Here is a 17413-nt window from a genome sequence, read left to right as displayed (position 1 = left end):
TGTGCCGCAGCACCCCCGCCGGCTCATGATCGCGCTCGGTGCGCTCACGGCCTTCGGTCCCATCTCGCTCGACGTGTACCTGCCGTCGCTGCCGCAGCTCGGTGCCGACCTCGGCGCCTCGGAGTCGCTCACGCAGTTCACGATGAGCGCGTGCATGATCGGCCTCGCACTCGGGCAGCTGCTGTGGGGACCGATCAGCGACCGGTTCGGCCGCCGGATGCCGCTCATCCTGGCCATCTCGGGGTTCGTCGTCACCTCGGCGCTGTGCGCCCTCGCGCCCACCATCGAGACGCTGGTCGCGGTGCGCATCGTGCAGGGCCTGTGCGGCGCAGCCGGCATGGTGATCGCGAGGGCCGTGGTGCATGACGTGTTCTCAGGTGCCGAGGCGGTCGCCGCCTACTCGACGCTCGCGGCCGTGATGGGAGTCGCCCCGGTGCTCGCCCCGCTCATCGGCGGCGCGGTCGCGACCGTGTCGGACTGGCGCGGGGTGTTCATCGCCCTCGCGGTGATCGGCGCGCTGCTGCTCGCCACCGCCGCCTCGGTTCCCGAGACGCTCGATCGCGCGCAGCGCACCACGGGCGGCGTCGGCAGCGACGTGCGCGGCCTCGGATCGGCGCTCGCGAACCTCGGCTTCATGCTCAGCGCGGTCACTCTCGGATGCGCCTCGGTCGCCCTGTTCACCTACCTGCAGCTGTCTCCCTTCGTGCTGCAGCAGCAGTTCGGCCTCACCGCGCAGCAGTTCGCGCTCGTGTTCGCCGCGAACTCGATCGGCATCATGGCCATGGCGCAGCTCAACCGCCGCCTCGCCGGCCGGGTTCCCGGCCTGCGGCTGCTGCGGTGGACGCTGAGCGTCGCCATCGCCGCCTCGGTCGCGCTGACACTGGCCGGGATGCTCGGGTCGGCCGTTCCCTGGCTGCTCGTGCCCCTCTTCGTCGCGATGTCGACCCACGGCGTGAACAACCCGTCGCTGACGGCGATCGCCCTCGGGCGGATCCGGCACAGCGCGGGATCGGCCTCGGCCGTGCTGGGCACGATGTCGATGCTGCTCGGCGCGTTCGTACCGCCGCTCGTGTCGATGCTCGGGGTGTCGGCGACGATCATGGGCGCGACGATGCTGGCATCGTTCACCGTCGCCCTGGTGCTGACTCTCTGCCACCCGCGCGCTGTCAAGGGGGTGTGAGCGCGCGGCACCGCACGCCTACCGTCGCGGCATGAACGACCACGAGCGCACCCCGAAGTACGGCTCACCCGACGGCCAGCACCCGCACGTTCCCGGACACGACCCGCTGGGCAGCGGCATGCCGCGTCAGCAGGAGTGGCCGCAGGCGGATTCCACCGACGACGCCTCGCCTCCGGACGAGGCTGCAGCGGCCGATGCGTCGCAGGAGCCTGCCGGTGAGCGGGCGGATGACGGAGCACCGCTGGGCGGGGACGAGAACACGGAAGACCAGCTCACCGCGGACACGGCGGTCGAGCGCGATGCGCTGAAGTCGCTCGACCCCGACGACACTCCCGCGTGAACGCGCCGATCTCGGTAGCGTGGAGAGCATGAGCGGAAACAGAGACGCGTCTGATCCGAACGTCACCGCGGCAGCGGATGCCGCCACCGCGGCGTCCCCGCGCGAACCGCAGGTGCTGAGGTGGGTCTTCTGGCCGGCCGCCGTCATCGTCGTGGTGTTCGCGCTGTTCGCGCTGCTGCTGCCCGGTGTGGCCGAGACGGCTTTCCAGACCATCCAGACGAGCATCGTCAACGCGTTCAACTGGTACTACGTGCTGATCGCCGCGTTCTTCGTCGCGTTCTGCCTGTTCCTCGGTTTCAGCCGCTTCGGCGACATCAAGCTCGGGCGCGACGACGAAGAGCCCGAGTTCTCGCTCATGAGCTGGTTCTCGCTGCTCTTCGCGGCCGGAATGGGCATCGGTCTCGTCTTCTACGGCGTGAGCGAGCCGCTCTCGCACTTCACGAACCCCCGTCCGGGCGTGGAGGGCACACCGGCCCAGCTGGCGCAGGCCGCCCTCGGCCAGACCTATCTGCACTGGGGCGTGCACGCCTGGTCGATCTACGTGGTGATCGGCATCGCGCTCGCCTACGCGATCCACCGGCGCCGTCGTCCCATCTCGATCCGGTGGACCCTCGAGCCCCTGCTCGGCAAGAAGGTCGAGGGCGGCTGGGGCCACGCGATCGACGTGATCGCTCTGGTCGGCACGCTGTTCGGCGTCGCCACCTCGCTCGGCCTCGGCGTGCTGCAGATGAGCTCGGGGCTGCACACGGCCGGCATCGCCGACCCCGACGAGACGACCCAGGTCGTGCTGATCCTGATCATCTCGGTCTTCGTGCTCATGTCGGTGCTCTCGGGCGTGACCAAGGGCATGAAGTGGCTCTCGAACGCCAACCTCGTGCTCGCCGGGCTGCTGGTCATCTACCTTCTCGCGGTCGGGCCGACCGAGTTCCTGCTGCGCGACTTCGTGCAGTCGATCGGCTACTACATCCAGAACTTCGTCGGCCTGTCGTTCAACGTCAGCGCCTTCCAGGGCACTGAGGGCGAGCAGTGGCAGTCGTCCTGGACCTCCTTCTACTGGGGCTGGTGGATCTCGTGGGCGCCCTTCGTCGGCATCTTCATCGCCCGCGTCTCGAAGGGCCGCACGGTGCGCGAGTTCGTCGTCGGGGTCATCCTCGTGCCGACGCTGCTCGGCATCCTCTGGTTCGCCGTGCTCGGCGGATCGGCCCTCGCGCTCGAGCTCGCAGAGCCGGGCACCCTGACCGGCCCCGAGGGCGCGGTCGATCTCCAGGGGGCCCTGTTCACGCTGCTGCAGAACGTGCCGGGTTCGATGATCGTCAGCATCGGCGCGATCCTGCTGCTCGCGATCTTCTTCATCACCTCGGCCGACTCGGGCGCGCTGGTGATGGGAATGATCGCCACCGGCGGCAAGCCGGAGCCCCAGCGCTGGATCCGCACCTTCTTCGTGGCGGTCACGGCGCTGCTGGCCATCGCGCTGCTGCTGTCGGGCGGCCTGAACGCTCTGCAGACGGCGGCCATCACGATCGCGCTGCCGTTCAGCGTGGTCATGCTGCTGATGTGCTGGTCGACGGTGGTCGCGTTCAGTCGCGAACGCCGGGCGTATGCCAAGGCCGAGCGCGCGCAGTTCATCGACAAGATCGGCGACTACTACGGGCTCGAGGTCGAGGCGCACGACGCGACCGGGGTGTTCGGCGCGCAGCCCAGGTGGATGCGCCGGCTGCAGCGCTCGTTCGGCCTGCCGGTCGCCCCGGCTGACCCTGCACGAGCGACGCCGGGAGCCCTGGCGGCCGAGAGCCACGTCGACTCCACGCCGTCGACGCAGGACGTCGATGTGCTGATCGCCGAAGACGAGCTCGCGGGTCTCGACGACCCCGACGTGAAGCCGCAGGACTCGGGTCCCTTCCTGAAGGACTGACCTGCGGGAGGGTCCGGACCGTGTAGAGCGCGCGTAGCCTTGACGCATGAAGGGCTCTTCACGGCGGCGCGTCATGGCTGCGCTCGCGGGCATCGCGGCCGCGGTGCTCGGTGCGGGTGCGGGCGAGCTGCTCGCCGCCCTGTTCGCACCCTCGGCGAGTCCGTTCGCCGTCGTCGGCGGCGCCCTGATCGACGCGGCACCGGCCTGGGCGAAAGACACCGCGATCGCGTGGTTCGGCACGGCAGACAAGGCCGCCCTGCTCATCGGAATCGCGATCGTGCTGCTCGCGCTGGCCGCCGCGGCGGGCATCGCCGAGGCGCGTCGGCGACGTGCGGGCGTGATCGCCCTGGTCGTGATCGGTGCGGCCGTCGGCGTGCTCGCGCTCACCAGGGCGGATGCCGGGATGCTGGCCTGGCTGCCGTCGGTCCTCGCCGGCGCTGTGGCAGCGACGGCGCTGCGGATGCTGGTGCGCGGCGCCTCGTTCGCCGGGGCGGCGCCCGGGGCGGCGCCCGCGGTGGCGCCCGCGGTGGCGCCCGTGCCGGCGAACGTCGTCGTGCCGGGCACGGCATCCGGAACGTCCTCCTCGCGACGCGCCTTTCTCGTCTGGGCCGGTGGCACCACCCTCCTCGGCGTCGCCCTCGCGGCCGCCGGTGCGCTCACCAAGGCCGGCTCGGCCGCGGTCTCGGTCGCACGCGACGCACTGCGACTGCCCCGCGCTGCCTCGCCTGCCCCCGTCGCGCCGTCTGGCGCCGAGCTCGATGTGGCGGGGATCTCGCCGTTGATCACGCCGAACCGCGACTTCTACCGCATCGACACCGCGCTCGTCGTGCCGACCGTCGACCCTGCCGAGTGGCGGCTGCGCATCCACGGCATGGTCGAGCGCGAGGTCACGCTCACCTGGGACGAGCTGCTCGCTCTGCCCCTCGTCGAGCGGGCGGTGACGCTGTCGTGCGTGTCGAACCCCGTGGGCGGCGACCTCGTCGGCAACGCCGTGTGGCTCGGGTACCCGATCCGCGAGCTGCTGGCCCGCGCGGCTCCCCGATCCGACGCCGACATGGTGCTCTCGACCTCTGCCGACGGCTTCACCGCGGGCACCCCGCTCGAGGCGCTGACCGACGATCGCGACGCCCTGCTCGCGATCGGCATGAACGGCGAGCCCCTTCCGCTCGCGCACGGCTTCCCTGTGCGCATGGTCGTTCCGGGTCTGTACGGCTACGTCTCGGCGACGAAGTGGGTGACCGAGCTCGAGGTGACGCGCTTCGACCGCTCTCGCGCGTATTGGACCGACCGCGGCTGGTCGGCAGAGGGCCCCATCAAGCTGCAGTCCCGCATCGACGTGCCGCGCGGCGGCAGCGGGGTCGGCGTAGGCGACGCGGTGATCGCCGGCGTCGCCTGGCAGCCCGGCTCAGGGGTCTCGGGCGTCGAGGTGCAGGTCGACGACGGTCCGTGGGAGCGCGCCGAGCTCGCATCCGCCCTGTCGGACGACACCTGGGTGCAGTGGCGCATGCCCTGGCGCGCGCAGTCCGGCGACCACCGCATCCGGTGCCGTGCGATCGCCGCCGACGGCACCCCGCAGACCGACGCGATCGCCCCGCCGGCTCCCGACGGCGCGACGGGCTGGCACACGATCTCGGTCACTGTCGCCTGACCCGCGGTCCCGTTCGCGGCCGGGCCGGCGGTCAGCCCTCGAGCACGAGGCGCAGCTGCTCGACGGCCCAGTCGAGCTCGGTCGCGCGGATGACCAGCGGCGGAGCGATGCGGATGGTCTGCCCGTGGGTGTCTTTCACGAGCACGCCGCGCTCGCGCAGCTTCTCGGCGACCTCGCGACCTGTGCCGTAGGCCGGGTCGATGTCGACGCCCGCCCAGAGGCCGGCGATGCGCACTGCGGCCACGCCGTGACCGATGAGCGCCTCGAGGTCCGATCGCAGGTGCGCGCCGAGCCGGCGGGCGCGCTGCTGGAACTCGCCGGTGCTGAGCATGTCGACGACCTTGTGGCCGACGGCCGCCGCGAGCGGGTTTCCGCCGAACGTCGAGCCGTGCTCTCCGGGGCGGATGACCCCGAGCACGTCGCGGTCGCCGACGACGGCCGACACGGGCAGGATGCCGCCGCCGAGCGCCTTGCCGAGCAGGTACAGATCGGGCACGACGCCCTCGCGGTCGCAGGCGAAGGTCTCGCCGACCCGGCCGAGGCCCGACTGGATCTCGTCGGCGATGAACAGCACATTCTTCTCGTCGCAGATCTCGCGCACGCGCCGCAGGTAGCCGTCGGGCGGGATGATCACGCCGCCCTCGCCCTGGATGGGCTCGATGAGCACGGCGGCGGTGTCATCGGTGATCGCTGCGGCGATCGCATCGGCATCGCCGTAGGGCACGACGTCGAAGCCGGGCGTGTACGGCCCGAAGTCGTCACGCGCCTGCGGGTCGTCGCTGAAGCTGATGATCGTGGTGGTGCGGCCGTGGAAGTTGCCTGCCGCGACGACGATCCGCGCCCTGCCCTCGGCGATGCCCTTGACCCGATAGCCCCACGCACGAGCGACCTTGATGCCGGTCTCGACGGCCTCGGCGCCCGTGTTCATGGGCAGAACGAGGTCCTTCCCGCACAGCTCCGCGAGCGCTGCGGCGAAGGGCTCAAGCTGGTCGTTCATGAACGCTCGGCTGGTGAGCGTGACCCTGCCGAGCTGCGCGGTCAGCGCATCGACGATCGCCGGATGCCGGTGCCCGAAGTTCACGGCCGAGTACGCCGCCAGCAGGTCGAGGTAGCGCCTGCCGTCGGCATCCGTCACCCATACGCCCTCGCCCTGGGCGACGACGACGGGCAGCGGGTGGTAGTTCTCGGCGACGTGCGGTTCGACCGCGGACATCAGGCGCCGCGCAGTTCCAGCGTGCAGCACTTGATGCCGCCGCCGCCGAGCAGCAGCTCGGAGAGGTCGACGGTGATGGGGTTGTAGCCGCGCTCGCGCAGCTGCTTCTCGAAGCCCTTGGCGCGCGGCGAGATGATCACGTTGTAGCCGTCGCTCGCGGAGTTCAGGCCGAACACGGCGCCGTCCTCTTCGCTGACGATGATCGCGTCGGGGAAGCGCTCGGCGAGGATCTTCTGCGACGCCTCGTCGAAGGCGGCCGGCAGGTAGGCGACGTTGGCGCGCTCGGGGCCGCCGTTCTCGACGCCCTGCACGGGGTCGAGCACGGTGAGGGCGGTGTCGAGGTGGTAGAAGCGCGGGTCGACGAGGTTCAGCGTCACGACCTCGCGGCCGAACACCTCGCCCACCTCGAGGTGGCTGTCGCCCACCGAGCGGAAGCCGGTGCCCGCGAGGATCACGTCGCCGACGAGCAGGAAGTCGCCCTCGCCCTCGTTGACCTGCTCGGGCATGACGGTGTCGAAGCCGTTGGCGCGGAACCAGTCGGCGAAGGCGGGCGCCTCGCCCTTGCGCTGCTCGAAGTAGAACTCGGGCACGTACGCACGGCCGCCGATGACGAAGCCGCCGTTGGCGGTGTAGACCATGTCGGGGTAGCCGGCGAGCGGCTCGATCAGCTCGACCTCGTGGCCCAGCTCGAGGTACAGGTCGTGCAGCTTCTGCCACTGCTCGACCGCCTTGGCGGTGTCGGTGGGGTTGGCGGGCTCCATCCACGGGTTGATGGAGTAGTTGACCGTGAAGTGCTCGGGGCGGCACATCAGGTAGCGGCGGTGGTGTGCCGTGCGGGTGGGGGCGTCGATCGTCGTCGCGGTGTCAGGCGTGGACATGAGTGCTCCTCGAGAAGGTGCGGCGGACGCTGTCCAGGGGCCTGGCGGAAGTTCGACCCGCCCCTCCGGTGCGGAGGGCGGGGAAGATGCGACAAGGCACGCCACGGATATTTTTGCATCCGGATGCTGAGAATCGCCACCCGTGCGGGCAGGGATTCCGGATGCATGGTCAGCTCTGCTCGACGACGACCTTGCCCACGACGTGGCCGCCCTGCACTCGCGCGAGGGCCGCACCGGCCTCGTCGAACGGGTGCACGGCCTCGATGAGCGGGCGGATCCGCCCCGCTTCCGCGAGGCCGAGCAGCATGCGCAGCATCTGCGGCTTCGCGACCGCGGCGAGGGGCCGGATGCGCCGGCGCGATCCGATCGAGAGCAGTGCGGCGCGCAGCATGCGAGGAATCGGCCCGAGCATCCGCCCGCCCTGGCCCGAGACCATCACGACGCGCCCGCCGTCGACCACGAGCCGCTGCAGGTCGCGCAGCGCCGCGGTGCCGGCGATGTCGATGACCGCGTCGTAGCCGCCGGCAGGCAGGTCGCGCAGCGGCCGCTCGCGGTCGATCACCGACGAGGCGCCGAGGTCTCGGACGGCTGCCGCATTGCGCGCCGAGCACGTCGCGTGCACCTCGAGCCCGTCAGCGGCGGCCAGCTGCACCGCGAAGGTGCCCACTCCCCCTGATGCCGCGATGACGAGCACACGGCCGTCGCCGGTGATCGCCGCTGCATCGAGCGCCTGGCGAGCGGTTCCGGCGGCGATCGGCAGGCAGGCGGCATCCCGGGCCGACACCGCGGCCGGGCGGAGCACCAGGCGCCCGGCCGGAGCCACGGCGTACTCGGCGAGCCCTCCGCCACCGGGCAGCTCGGCCACGACCTCGTCGCCGACCGACACGGAGTCGACATCGGGTCCGAGCGCGACCACGGTGCCGGCGACATCCATCCCCCGCACGGGGTTGCGCGGACGGCGGACGCCGAAGACGGGCCGCACGAGCAGCGGGTCGCCGAGCATGATCCTCACGTCGCCGGCGTTGAGGCCGGTCGCGCGCACCCGCAGCAGCACCTCTCCTCCGCCTGGTTCGGGGATCGGCCGCCGGACTCGTCGGACGCCGGATGCCGGTCCGTATCCCTCCTGCTCCCAGGCGCTCATCGTCTCGGGCATGTCAGTCCCCTCGCTTCTGGGTGGGTTCGGGGTACTGGAAGAGGTCTTCGAGCGGCCGGCCGAAGGCGCGGGCGATCTGGAAGGCGATCTCGAGCGTGGGCGAGTACCGGCCCTGCTCGATGGCGATGAGGGTCTGCCTGGTGACGCCGATCAGCCCGGCGAGCTCCGCCTGAGTCATGCCCGCTTCTTCGCGCCGTGCACGGATCGTGTTGGTGACGAGGGTGGGCTTGACCATCACACGAGCCCGCGTCGGTAGGCGACGACCCGGGCGATGCCGCCGATCAGGGCCGAGATCGCGAATCCGAGGAACATGGTGTTCGCGATCCAGAACAGGTGGGCGCCTGCGCCGCACAGCGCGATGACGCCCAGTCCGGCGATCACGAGGAAGGAGTGCTCGACCCGCCCGCCGAGGCGGCTGATGTCACGATCGCGGATGTCGGTGGCGGTCGCCGACTGCGGGTCGCGCATACCGGCCACGATCCCCCACAGGATGCTCAGGACGATGGTCAGCACGATGCCGCCGCCGATCGTCCACAGCATGAGCGGAAGCCAGTCGACCGACGTCAGCTCGCCACCATCGGCGCTCCTCACGACCAGTGCGACGTAGACCGCGATGGTGATCACCGAGACGATGAGCTGCGACCAGGCGACACGCTCCTGATAGACCATCGGACACCTCCATGTAAAAGATTCTTTACATGGAGGCTAGGCCCGCCTCGCGACAGATGTCAAGAATTTTTTACATCGGTGTCAGATGACGTCCGCGCTCCAGTCATCGGGGTTGCCGAAGCGGTGCGCCGTGATCGAGATCGCCTGCTCGTGCACGAACGGCAGCAGCTCGATGCGGCCGGCCGAGGTCACCTCGCCGTCGTAGACCGCGAGGTCGGGATCGCCCGCGACGGCCTCGGCGAGCGCGCGGTGCAGAGACGCCACCGTCTCGCGCGCCCCGACCAGTCGCACCCGATCAGGGGCTGCGGCGCCGGACGCCCCCGCCTCTGCGGCGGCGCCGTGGCGCAGCATCCGGTCGATCCACTCGGCGTCGCTCTCGACCGCGACCAGCACGCCGAGGTCGCCCAGCTCGCCCCTGATGCCGGCGGGGAGTCCCGACGGCACCGAGAGCATGAACTCCGCACCTGAGCGGATGCCGGCGAGCACCACCCGCAGCACCTCGTGCAGCGGAGCATCGGCGGTGGCGCGCACCGCGACGGGCACCGGCCGGTAGCGGAGCAGATTGCGCTCGACGCCGAGCTGCGACACGTCGCGCACCTGGCCGAACTCGCGGTCCCAGGCGACGGCGTCGGCGAGCGCCGACTGACGCAGCCACTCGAACCCCTCGAAGTCGAGCGAGGGCTGGCCCGCCTCGATGAGCGCCGCGATGCGCACGTCGAGACCGCGCAGGTGCAGCGTGTTCGACGCCTTGCCGCGGGGGCGCGAGCGCCACGCTCCGAGACCGATCAGATAGTGGGGTCCGCCGGCCTTGGCGCCGGGACCGACCGACGAGCGCTTCCAGCCGCCGAAGGGCTGGCGCTGCACGATCGCCCCGGTGATCCCCCGGTTGACGTAGAGGTTGCCTGCCTGCACATGCTCGAGCCATAGAGCGAGGTCTGCGGGATCCTGCGTGTGCAGACCGGCTGTGAGGCCGTACGACACGGCGTTCTGCAGGTCGATCGCGGCGCTCAGCGTGGGCGCGTGCATGATGCCGAGCATCGGACCGAAGAACTCCTCGAGGTGCGTGCGAGAGCCGGGCTGCACCCCGACGCGCACGCCCGGGCTCCACAGGCGTCCGCTGTCGTCGAGCGAGCGCGGCTCGATCAGCCACTTCTCCTCGCCCTCCAGCCGGGTGAGCGCCCAGTCGAGCTTGCCCTGCGGCCGCTCGATCACCGGGCCCACCTCGGCCGCGGGGTCCGACGGCCACGCGACCCGCAGCGAGCGGACGGCGTCGAGCAGCTGGCGCACGAATCGCTTCGAGTGGCCGACGGGCCCCACGAGGATCGCCAGCGACGCGGCCGAGCACTTCTGCCCGGCGTGGCCGAACGCGCTCTTCACGAGGTCGGCGACGGCCAGATCGATGTCGGCCGTCGGGGTGATGACGATCGCGTTCTTGCCGCTGGTCTCGGCGAGCAGCGGCAGGTCGGGACGCCACGAGCGGAACAGCGCCGCGGTGTCCCACGACCCGGTGAGGATCACCCGGTCGACCGCCGGATGCGTGATCAGCTGCTTCCCGAGCTCGCGCTCCCCCAGCTCGACGAGTGCGAGCACATCGCGGGGCACCCCGGCCTGCCACAGTGCCTCGGCGATCACCGCTGCGCACCGTCGCGCCTGATGCGCCGGCTTGAAGACCACCCCGGATCCGGCGGCGAGCGCCGCGAGCACTCCCCCGGCCGGGATCGCGAGGGGGAAGTTCCAGGGCGGGGTGACGACGGTGACCTTCGCGGGCTCGAACACCGCGCCGCTGATGGCGTCGAGCTCGCGGCAGGTGGCGGCGTAGTACTTCGCCATGTCGACCGCCTCGCTCACCTCGACGTCGGCCTCGGCGAACACCTTCCCGGTCTCGACGGCGGCGACCTCGATCAGCTCGCCGCGGCGCGCGGCGAGGGCGGCGGCGGCGCGCTGCAGGATCTGCGCGCGTTCGGCGGCGGGCCTGGATCCCCAGGCGGATGCTGCGCCCTGAACGCGCTCGATCACGGCATCCAGCCGCTCTGCGTCGTCGATGCGCGCCGCGCGCAGGGTGGGGATGCCGAGCCCCCGATCGCGGGCGATGTGCGCGAAGATCTCGCGCGCCCAGGCGCGGTTGGCGGGGAGCGCGGGGTCGCTGTCTGCGGTGTTCTCGAAGCCGGGGGCGCCGTCGGCGGCCGTGAGCTCCTGCCTGGCGTAGACGGCTGTCTGCAGGAACGGATCGTCAGCGCCCTCGTCGATGCCCGACGACCCGCGGGCGATGTCGAGCACCACCTCGGTGAGGCCCTCGTCGGCCGTCCGCGGCTGCGCGAGCGGGCGCACCGATTCATGCGCCGGCGCTGCGCGGTTCTGCGTGCGCCGGGGCCCGGTCAGCAGACTGCGGTCACGTGAGCGGGTGATCGAGTCGACGAAGCGCAGCCGCTCGCGTTCGAAGAGAGCGGGGTCGTCTGCGAGGTGGAAGGCGGCCGAGAGGAAGTTCGACGACGAGGCGTTCTCGTCGAGACGGCGCACGAGGTAGCTGATCGCGACGTCGAACTCGTTCGGATCGACGACGGGCACGTAGAGCAGCACGGCACCGACCTCGCGCGAGACAGCCTCGACCTGGCCCTGCGCCATTCCGAGCAGCATCTCGAACTCGATCGCGTCGCGCACCCCGCGCTCGCCGGCGAGCAGCCAGGCGTACGCGATGTCGAAGAGGTTGTGCCCCGCGACGCCGATGCGCACGGCGGCGGTGCTGCGCTGGTCGAAAGCCGCGTCGAGGCAGCGCAGATAGTTGGCGTCGGTGTCGAGTTTGGTGCCGTAGGGGGCCTGCGGCCAGCCGTGCATCACGGCGTCGACCTTCTCCATCGCGAGGTTCGCGCCCTTCACGAGCCGGATCTTGATCGGGGCGCCGCGATGCTCGACGCGGTCGCGGGCCCAGGCGGTGAGCTCGCGCAGGGCGGTCAGCGCGTCGGGCAGGTAGGTCTGCAGCACGATGCCCGCTTCGAGGGCGGTGAGCCTCGGGTCTTCGAGCAGGCGGGTGAACACGGCGATCGTGAGGTCGAGGTCGCGGTACTCCTCCATGTCGAGGTTGATGAACGTGCCGTTGTCGGCGGCGGTGATGTACAGCGGCAGCAGCCGCTCGACGACCTCGTCGACCGTCTGCTCGAACGCCCACATCGAGATGTGGCTGATGATCGCCGAGACCTTCACCGACACGTAGTCGACATCGTCGCGCCGGATGAGCTCGTGGATGCCCTCGAGGCGCCGTCTCGCCTCGGCATCGCCCAGCACCGCCTCGCCGAGAAGATTGAGGTTGAGCCGGGCGCCTGCCTCGGAGCCCGTGCGGATCTTCTCGAGCGCGGGGCCGAGCTTGTCCGGCCTGGCGTCGACGATGAGGTGCCCGACCATCTCGCGCAGCACGCGCCGGGCGATCGGCACCGTCGGCACGGGCAGCACAGGAGCGACGCCGCCGCCCAGGCGGACGACACCTCGCAGGTACCAGGGCAGGAAGTCGGGCGCCAGCGGCGCGACGCGGCGGAGGCTGGATGCTGCGGCCGCGGCGCTCTCGGGCCGCATCACGCCGTCGACGAAGCCGAGCGTGAACGGCAGGCCCTTGGGGTCGTGCAGCACCCCCGCGAGCCGCTGCGCGGCAGGATCGACCTGCGCCTGCGCCGCCTCGTCGACCCAGCGCCGGGCGAGTGCCGTGGCGGCATCGGCCAGGCGACGATCAGAGGACGATGACGACTGCTCTGCCATGCATCCAGAGTAGGCACGATCGGTCGCGCGGCGCGGAAGCACCGCGTTCTATGCTGTGTTCGTGGGGGAGAAGAAGGCGCTCGGTCCTCGCGCGAGCGCGCGCGAGGCGGCCGCCCAGGCGACGGCAGCCGCACAGGCGACTGCGCGTGATCGGACCCCGTCGCGGGTGCGATGGGTGCGCACCATGGCCGACCGCATCCCCACGAAATGGGCGAGCATGATCGGCGTGGGGATCTTCCTCGCCGCGACCGCGTCGTTCGGCGGGCTGAACAGCGTCGCCGCCCCCGAGACGCGCCAGGTGAAGGTCGGCGAGCACGTCGTCACGTCGAACCTCGACATGGCCGTCGACAGCGCCTACCTCTCCGACCGCGTCGAGAACGGCAGCTCCGCCGACAAGGAGAACGGCGAGCGCGTGCTGGCGGTGCGGATGAGGATCACGAACCTCTTCCCCGAGGCCCGTACGATGCGCGCGTCGACCGGGTTGCAGGGCACCCGCATCGTCGGCGGCCCTGACAAGACGCCCGAGTTCAGCCGACCAGGCGAGACCACTCAGGGCGTGCTCGCCCTGCAGCCCGGCGTGTCAGACGAGATCATCCTGTCGTGGACGGTCGATGCATCCGACTACAGCGAAGGCGACCAGGTGCGCATCGCGCTGTCCGACCCGCAGACCTACCGCGGGCAGTTCCTCGACGACGACCTGCACTGGTTCGAGGGCGGCACGTCGGCGGTCGTCACCGCGACTCTCGACGATCTCGGGGAGGGCGACCCGTGGTGAGACGTCTGCTGCCCTGGGCGATCACGATCGGCCTGCTGGTCGCGGCATGGCTCGTCGCTCAGGCGACCCCCGGCGACGACTCGGCAGAGCGCGCCTTCGTGCAGCAGGCGGAGGTCGGCGAGCGCGTCGAAGGCCGTGACCTCGCCGTCACCGTTCAGCGCGTGCGGGCTGCCGAGGCGATCACGACTCCCGCCGGATGGCGGGCGGAGGGCACGTGGGTCGTCGTCGAGATGGATGCCGAAGCCGTCCTCACCGAGTACGGGAACCTGCTGAGCCGGACCACGCTGAAGGTCGGCGACCGCGTCTACAGCGCGACCGAACGTGGCGAGGGCGAGAGCAGCATCGACGACTACATGCTCTCGGGCGAGCAGCTCGTGCCAGGCATCCCGAAGTCGGGGATGCTGGTGTTCCAGCTGCCGGATGAAGGGAGCCTGACCGGGGCCGCGACGCTCGAACTCGCCACGGATCGGTTCCCCGTCTACGACTCGATCATCACGGTGCAGATCGACCTCGACGCCTTGCCTGTCGAGAACTCGGTCGAGCTCGAGACGGTGGATTGGACGGACGAGTGAGCGGCCGCAGCTGGTGGAAGACGAACGCGATCGCGCTCGGCATGCTGGTGGTGCTGCTGCCCGCGGGGGCCGTCGCGATCGGCTGGAAGGACTGGACCGCGGCGAACAGCACCGCGTTGAACCGGGTGACACCGGTGATCGCGACCGATGGCGAGACGGTCGAACTGTCCGGCGCGACGTGGGGTCCGATCCGCTCCGCGGCCATCCACGACACAGAGGGCATGACCACTCCCCCGAACACACGCGTGATCGGGGTCGCCATACCGGTGAGGCCCGACCCGGTCGATCCCGACGATCCCGGCGACCCGGTGAGGTGCGACAGCCCGCTGATCATCGAGCAGAGCACAGGGCGTCAGTGGAACGAGAGCAGCTTCGAACTCGGCTTCGACTACAGCTCGACCGAGTACAGCGAGTGCGACTCGACGGTCACCGAGCCGTACGAGATCATCGTTCCCTTCGCGATCCCGGAAGACGCCGAGGGTCCGTTCTGGGTCGACGTGGTGCCCTACAACGGCTTCGGCAAGGACGGCGAGCTGCTCGATCCCGACGAGGGCGGCACCGGCATCGACGGCAGGTTCGTGCGGTTCGAGATCGACCCGTCCTGATCGAGCGGAAGCGGAGGCGCGCCCTCGGGCGACGGCTGAGTCCCACCAGCATCGGAGAGAACCGGTGCGTCATCGGGGATCGTGACCTCGGCGGGGATCGGCGCCTCGGCGACAGCCGGCTGCGCCGGCTGCTCGATCGCATCCTGAGCGATCTCCTCGGCGAGCGCCTCGGACTCCTCCGCGCGCGCTGAGCGCGTCGCCTTCAGGGTGCTGTCGTATGCAGCCGAGACCAGAGCGATACGAGCAGGCTCGGCGATCAGCAGCGGCGCGGTGGCGATCAGCGTCGAGAACGTGCCCCAGACCACGAGCTCCTGCGGTCCGATCAGCGACACGATGGCGAGGCGTCCGAGCGGTTCGAGCGCGAGCGCCACGGTGTACAGCAGCACGTAGGCGGCGATCATGATCGGGCCCGCGCGCCACATCAGCACGATCGCCCGCCCGATCGGGCGGAACCGCGACGTCAGCTCGTCGCCCAGGTCGCCTGCACGACGACGGATGGCGCTCGGCACCCGCTCTGCACGTGCCTTCGCGCGTTCGAGCAGTCGGTTCTCGATGCGCAGCTTCTCGGCCACGATCGTCTGGCCGTAGATGACTCCGGCGATCATCAGCCAGGCCAGGGGCTGCAGGATGATGCCGCCTGCTTCACCGAGCAGCCAGCCGATGGCATCCCACACCGCAGCGAGCGGCGCGAGCTGCTCCCCGACCCAGGTGCGCACGCCGTCGAGCCAGACCATCGCGACGCGGGTGTCGACCCAGCCCTGCACCGCCGAGGTCGCATCGCCGATGAGGGCCACGGCGAACGCCACCCACACGACTTCCAGATAAACGGCGACCAGTGCCGCGAACCTGGGCAGCCGGTCGGACCACTTCTTCCACGCCCACCGGCCCGCGTACGCGAGACCGATGATGAGCAGAACCCAGGGCCCGAGCGATACCTCGAGGGCCACATCCTGCTCCGTGACCGTGCGCCCGCCCACCGCCGCGCTGAGGTTGTTCCCGAAGGAGATGGCGAGTGCGATGTTCGCGTACTCGGCCGCGTCTTCCTTCAGGTTCCCGGCGGCGGCGTAGACCGCGTAGAAGGGCAGGATGCTGGCCATCAGCGATCCGACGAACGCGGTGCGCCGCTCGCGGGCGTCTTCGGGAACGGGAGCGATCGCCTGCAGATTGCGCAGCCCATCGCGCACGACGAGGAACATGCCGACGAAGCTGATGAGGCGCGCGAGCACCGCCAGCGGCAGGATCAGCATGCCGAGCGTGCTGTTGTATCCGCCGGCGAAGCCCGCGAGCTGGATGATGAAGTACCGCGCCACCACACCCGCGAAGAACCACAGCAGCAGCGCCGGCCAGTGCCGCCACAGCACGCGCCCTGTCGCCTTGAGCATCTCCCCCACGCGCACAGATTACCGCGCGCGGGCGGAGGGCCGTCAGCGCCAGACGCTCGGTGCGGGCTTCTTCGTCGAGGGCAGCGCCGAGGCCGACGACCAGTCGTGGATCCACGGCTCGACCTCGGGCAGGCCCTGTGGCTTGCCGACCGCGGCGAACAGCTCCTCGTTGCTGACGGTGCCGCCGCCGCGGCGCAGCATCCGCGACCTGACGATAACCCTGGCGTACACCTCGCCGTCGACCACGGCCCGGTGCTCGAGGAACACGGCCTTGTCGTCGTGGCCGACGAAGCGCGACTCGACGTCGAAGCGCTGCCAGAGCTGCAGCGACTTGCGGAAGGTCACCGTCTCGCTCGAGACGACCGCGTACCAGCCGCGCTCGTTCATGGCGTCGAACAGGCCGGTGCGGATCAGCAGATCCCAGCGGCCGAGGTCGAACAGCGACAGGTAGCGGCCGTTGTTCATGTGGCGCAGGATGTCGAGGTCGGTGGGCAGGGTCGTGAGCCGGATGCGGCTGACCGCCGACGGGTCGAGGCCCTGGCCGCGGCGCGTGCGCAGCCGTGCCTGCAGGATGACGAGGAGGGTGCGCCAGATCACATTCACAAGGGGCGATAGTAGCGATCCACGATGAAACCCCCAACTTCATTGGCAGATCACCACATACGACTCTGTGTGTCATCGGCGGATTTCACCTGCGCGGCGGCGGCGCGTAGAGTCACGCACATGAGCACCGAAGCCCATACCGAGATCATCGTCCGACCCGTCCGCGATGTCGATGCGGAAGCCCTCGGTCGCGTGCACGCCCAGTGCTGGCACGAGACCTACGACCATCTGATCAGCAAGGCAGCGCTCGAGCGCATCTCGCCGCGTCGCATGGCCGAGCTCTGGACGAACTGGGCCCGCCAGGGCGACGACTTCCGCATGAGCGCGGCTCTCGTCGACGGCGAGATCGTCGGCTTCGTCGGCTCGGGCCCCGCGCGCGACAAGGACGCACCGGCTGTGCGCGAGCTCTACTTCATCTACCTGCTCGACCAGTACCACGGCACGGGCATCGGTCAGAAGCTCTTCGACGCGGCCGTCTACGAGGGCGAGCCGAGCTACCTGTGGGTCGCCGACGACAACCCGCGTGCGCACCGCTTCTATCAGCGCAACGGATTCGTGCTCGACGGCGAGAGCCACACCGAGCCGTTCCTGGGCGAGACGCTCACCGAAGTGCGGTTCGTCCGCGCCTGACCTCGCGGGCCCGGTCCTCACCCCTGCCTGACTGCCTCACCCCTGCTGATTCACGTGGATCAGCAGGGGTGAGGCAGTTGAGCAGGGGTGTCGGCGAAGAGGCATCCGG

16 protein-coding genes are annotated in these 17413 nt (G+C 70.5%); 8 read left to right on the top strand and 8 right to left on the bottom strand.

Annotation, left to right across the window (positions count from 1 at the left end; translation table 11 throughout):
• The first annotated feature begins 1 nt into the window (after nucleotide 1).
• The 4 genes from AB0N59_RS06015 to AB0N59_RS06000 are packed head-to-tail and all read left to right on the top strand — an operon-like array spanning nucleotide 2 to nucleotide 5080.
• On the top strand, nucleotides 2-1180 hold the full coding sequence (locus AB0N59_RS06015) for a multidrug effflux MFS transporter (RefSeq protein ID WP_363480163.1): 1179 nt from the start codon (nucleotides 2-4) through the stop codon (nucleotides 1178-1180).
• A gap of 31 nt (nucleotides 1181-1211) precedes the next feature.
• Nucleotides 1212-1520, top strand: a complete 309-nt coding sequence (locus AB0N59_RS06010; protein ID WP_363480160.1) for a hypothetical protein — start codon at nucleotides 1212-1214, stop codon at nucleotides 1518-1520.
• 28 nt (nucleotides 1521-1548) lie between these two features.
• Entirely contained in the window at nucleotides 1549-3432 is a 1884-nt protein-coding gene (locus AB0N59_RS06005) for a BCCT family transporter (RefSeq protein ID WP_363480157.1), read from the top strand.
• A gap of 46 nt (nucleotides 3433-3478) precedes the next feature.
• A complete protein-coding gene (locus tag AB0N59_RS06000) occupies nucleotides 3479-5080 on the top strand; it encodes a molybdopterin-dependent oxidoreductase (protein WP_363480154.1) in 1602 nt (533 codons plus the stop codon).
• 31 nt (nucleotides 5081-5111) lie between these two features.
• Here the strand turns inward: AB0N59_RS06000 and rocD are convergent, their stop codons facing one another.
• From rocD to AB0N59_RS05970, 6 genes are all read right to left on the bottom strand, one after another.
• Complete coding sequence (rocD, locus tag AB0N59_RS05995) at nucleotides 5112-6293, bottom strand: ornithine--oxo-acid transaminase (RefSeq protein WP_363480151.1); 1182 nt, start codon at nucleotides 6291-6293, stop codon at nucleotides 5112-5114.
• The gene (gene ddaH / locus AB0N59_RS05990; protein ID WP_363480148.1) at nucleotides 6293-7171 is read right to left on the bottom strand and encodes a dimethylargininase; all 879 of its coding nucleotides are present in this window, start codon (nucleotides 7169-7171) and stop codon (nucleotides 6293-6295) included. The genes rocD and ddaH overlap by 1 nt, the downstream gene beginning before the upstream one ends.
• Before the next feature lie 169 nt (nucleotides 7172-7340).
• The gene (locus AB0N59_RS05985; RefSeq protein ID WP_363480145.1) at nucleotides 7341-8324 is read right to left on the bottom strand and encodes an NAD(P)-dependent alcohol dehydrogenase; all 984 of its coding nucleotides are present in this window, start codon (nucleotides 8322-8324) and stop codon (nucleotides 7341-7343) included.
• 1 nt (nucleotide 8325) lies between these two features.
• Nucleotides 8326-8559, bottom strand: coding sequence for a helix-turn-helix transcriptional regulator (locus tag AB0N59_RS05980; protein ID WP_363480142.1), 234 nt, complete (start codon nucleotides 8557-8559; stop codon nucleotides 8326-8328).
• Nucleotides 8559-8993 (bottom strand): hypothetical protein, encoded by a 435-nt coding sequence (locus tag AB0N59_RS05975; protein WP_363480140.1) that lies wholly within the window; start codon nucleotides 8991-8993, stop codon nucleotides 8559-8561. Before AB0N59_RS05975 ends, AB0N59_RS05980 begins: the two co-directional genes overlap by 1 nt.
• 81 nt (nucleotides 8994-9074) lie before the next feature.
• The gene (locus AB0N59_RS05970) at nucleotides 9075-12737 is read right to left on the bottom strand and encodes a bifunctional proline dehydrogenase/L-glutamate gamma-semialdehyde dehydrogenase (protein ID WP_363480137.1); all 3663 of its coding nucleotides are present in this window, start codon (nucleotides 12735-12737) and stop codon (nucleotides 9075-9077) included.
• 61 nt (nucleotides 12738-12798) lie between these two features.
• Here AB0N59_RS05970 and AB0N59_RS05965 point away from each other — a divergent pair, with 61 nt between their 5' ends.
• The 3 genes from AB0N59_RS05965 to AB0N59_RS05955 are packed head-to-tail and all read left to right on the top strand — an operon-like array spanning nucleotide 12799 to nucleotide 14689.
• On the top strand, nucleotides 12799-13512 hold the full coding sequence (locus AB0N59_RS05965; protein WP_363480134.1) for a hypothetical protein: 714 nt from the start codon (nucleotides 12799-12801) through the stop codon (nucleotides 13510-13512).
• Nucleotides 13506-14084: a hypothetical protein gene (locus AB0N59_RS05960; RefSeq protein ID WP_363480131.1), complete on the top strand. Its 579-nt coding sequence runs from the start codon at nucleotides 13506-13508 to the stop codon at nucleotides 14082-14084. The genes AB0N59_RS05965 and AB0N59_RS05960 overlap by 7 nt, the downstream gene beginning before the upstream one ends.
• Nucleotides 14081-14689, top strand: a complete 609-nt coding sequence (locus AB0N59_RS05955) for a hypothetical protein (RefSeq protein WP_363480128.1) — start codon at nucleotides 14081-14083, stop codon at nucleotides 14687-14689. Before AB0N59_RS05960 ends, AB0N59_RS05955 begins: the two co-directional genes overlap by 4 nt.
• Here the strand turns inward: AB0N59_RS05955 and AB0N59_RS05950 are convergent.
• Nucleotides 14590-16080, bottom strand: a complete 1491-nt coding sequence (locus AB0N59_RS05950) for a hypothetical protein (RefSeq protein WP_363480125.1) — start codon at nucleotides 16078-16080, stop codon at nucleotides 14590-14592. The genes AB0N59_RS05955 and AB0N59_RS05950 overlap by 100 nt on opposite strands.
• Before the next feature lie 33 nt (nucleotides 16081-16113).
• On the bottom strand, nucleotides 16114-16674 hold the full coding sequence (locus AB0N59_RS05945) for an acyl-CoA thioesterase (protein ID WP_363480122.1): 561 nt from the start codon (nucleotides 16672-16674) through the stop codon (nucleotides 16114-16116).
• A gap of 120 nt (nucleotides 16675-16794) precedes the next feature.
• Between AB0N59_RS05945 and AB0N59_RS05940 the strand changes: the two genes are divergently transcribed.
• Entirely contained in the window at nucleotides 16795-17304 is a 510-nt protein-coding gene (locus tag AB0N59_RS05940; RefSeq protein ID WP_363480119.1) for a GNAT family N-acetyltransferase, read from the top strand.
• Nucleotides 17305-17413 lie beyond the last annotated feature (109 nt).

The organism is Microbacterium sp. NPDC089321, from assembly GCF_040684935.1.
GTDB lineage: Bacteria > Actinomycetota > Actinomycetes > Actinomycetales > Microbacteriaceae > Microbacterium.
This window is presented reverse-complemented; position numbering and strand designations above follow the sequence as displayed.

Bases quoted from the DNA above. Each gene is read 5' to 3' on its own strand.
- AB0N59_RS05975 (WP_363480140.1), bottom strand. From the start codon at position 8,993: ATGGTCTATCAGGAGCGTGTCGCCTGGTCGCAGCTCATCGTCTCGGTG.
- AB0N59_RS05985 (WP_363480145.1), bottom strand. From the start codon at position 8,324: ATGCCCGAGACGATGAGCGCCTGGGAGCAGGAGGGATACGGACCGGCA.
- rocD (WP_363480151.1), bottom strand. From the start codon at position 6,293: ATGTCCGCGGTCGAACCGCACGTCGCCGAGAACTACCACCCGCTGCCC.
- AB0N59_RS05970 (WP_363480137.1), bottom strand. From the start codon at position 12,737: ATGGCAGAGCAGTCGTCATCGTCCTCTGATCGTCGCCTGGCCGATGCC.
- ddaH (WP_363480148.1), bottom strand. From the start codon at position 7,171: ATGTCCACGCCTGACACCGCGACGACGATCGACGCCCCCACCCGCACG.
- AB0N59_RS06010 (WP_363480160.1), top strand. From the start codon at position 1,212: ATGAACGACCACGAGCGCACCCCGAAGTACGGCTCACCCGACGGCCAG.
- AB0N59_RS06000 (WP_363480154.1), top strand. From the start codon at position 3,479: ATGAAGGGCTCTTCACGGCGGCGCGTCATGGCTGCGCTCGCGGGCATC.
- AB0N59_RS06005 (WP_363480157.1), top strand. From the start codon at position 1,549: ATGAGCGGAAACAGAGACGCGTCTGATCCGAACGTCACCGCGGCAGCG.
- AB0N59_RS05980 (WP_363480142.1), bottom strand. From the start codon at position 8,559: ATGGTCAAGCCCACCCTCGTCACCAACACGATCCGTGCACGGCGCGAA.
- AB0N59_RS05940 (WP_363480119.1), top strand. From the start codon at position 16,795: ATGAGCACCGAAGCCCATACCGAGATCATCGTCCGACCCGTCCGCGAT.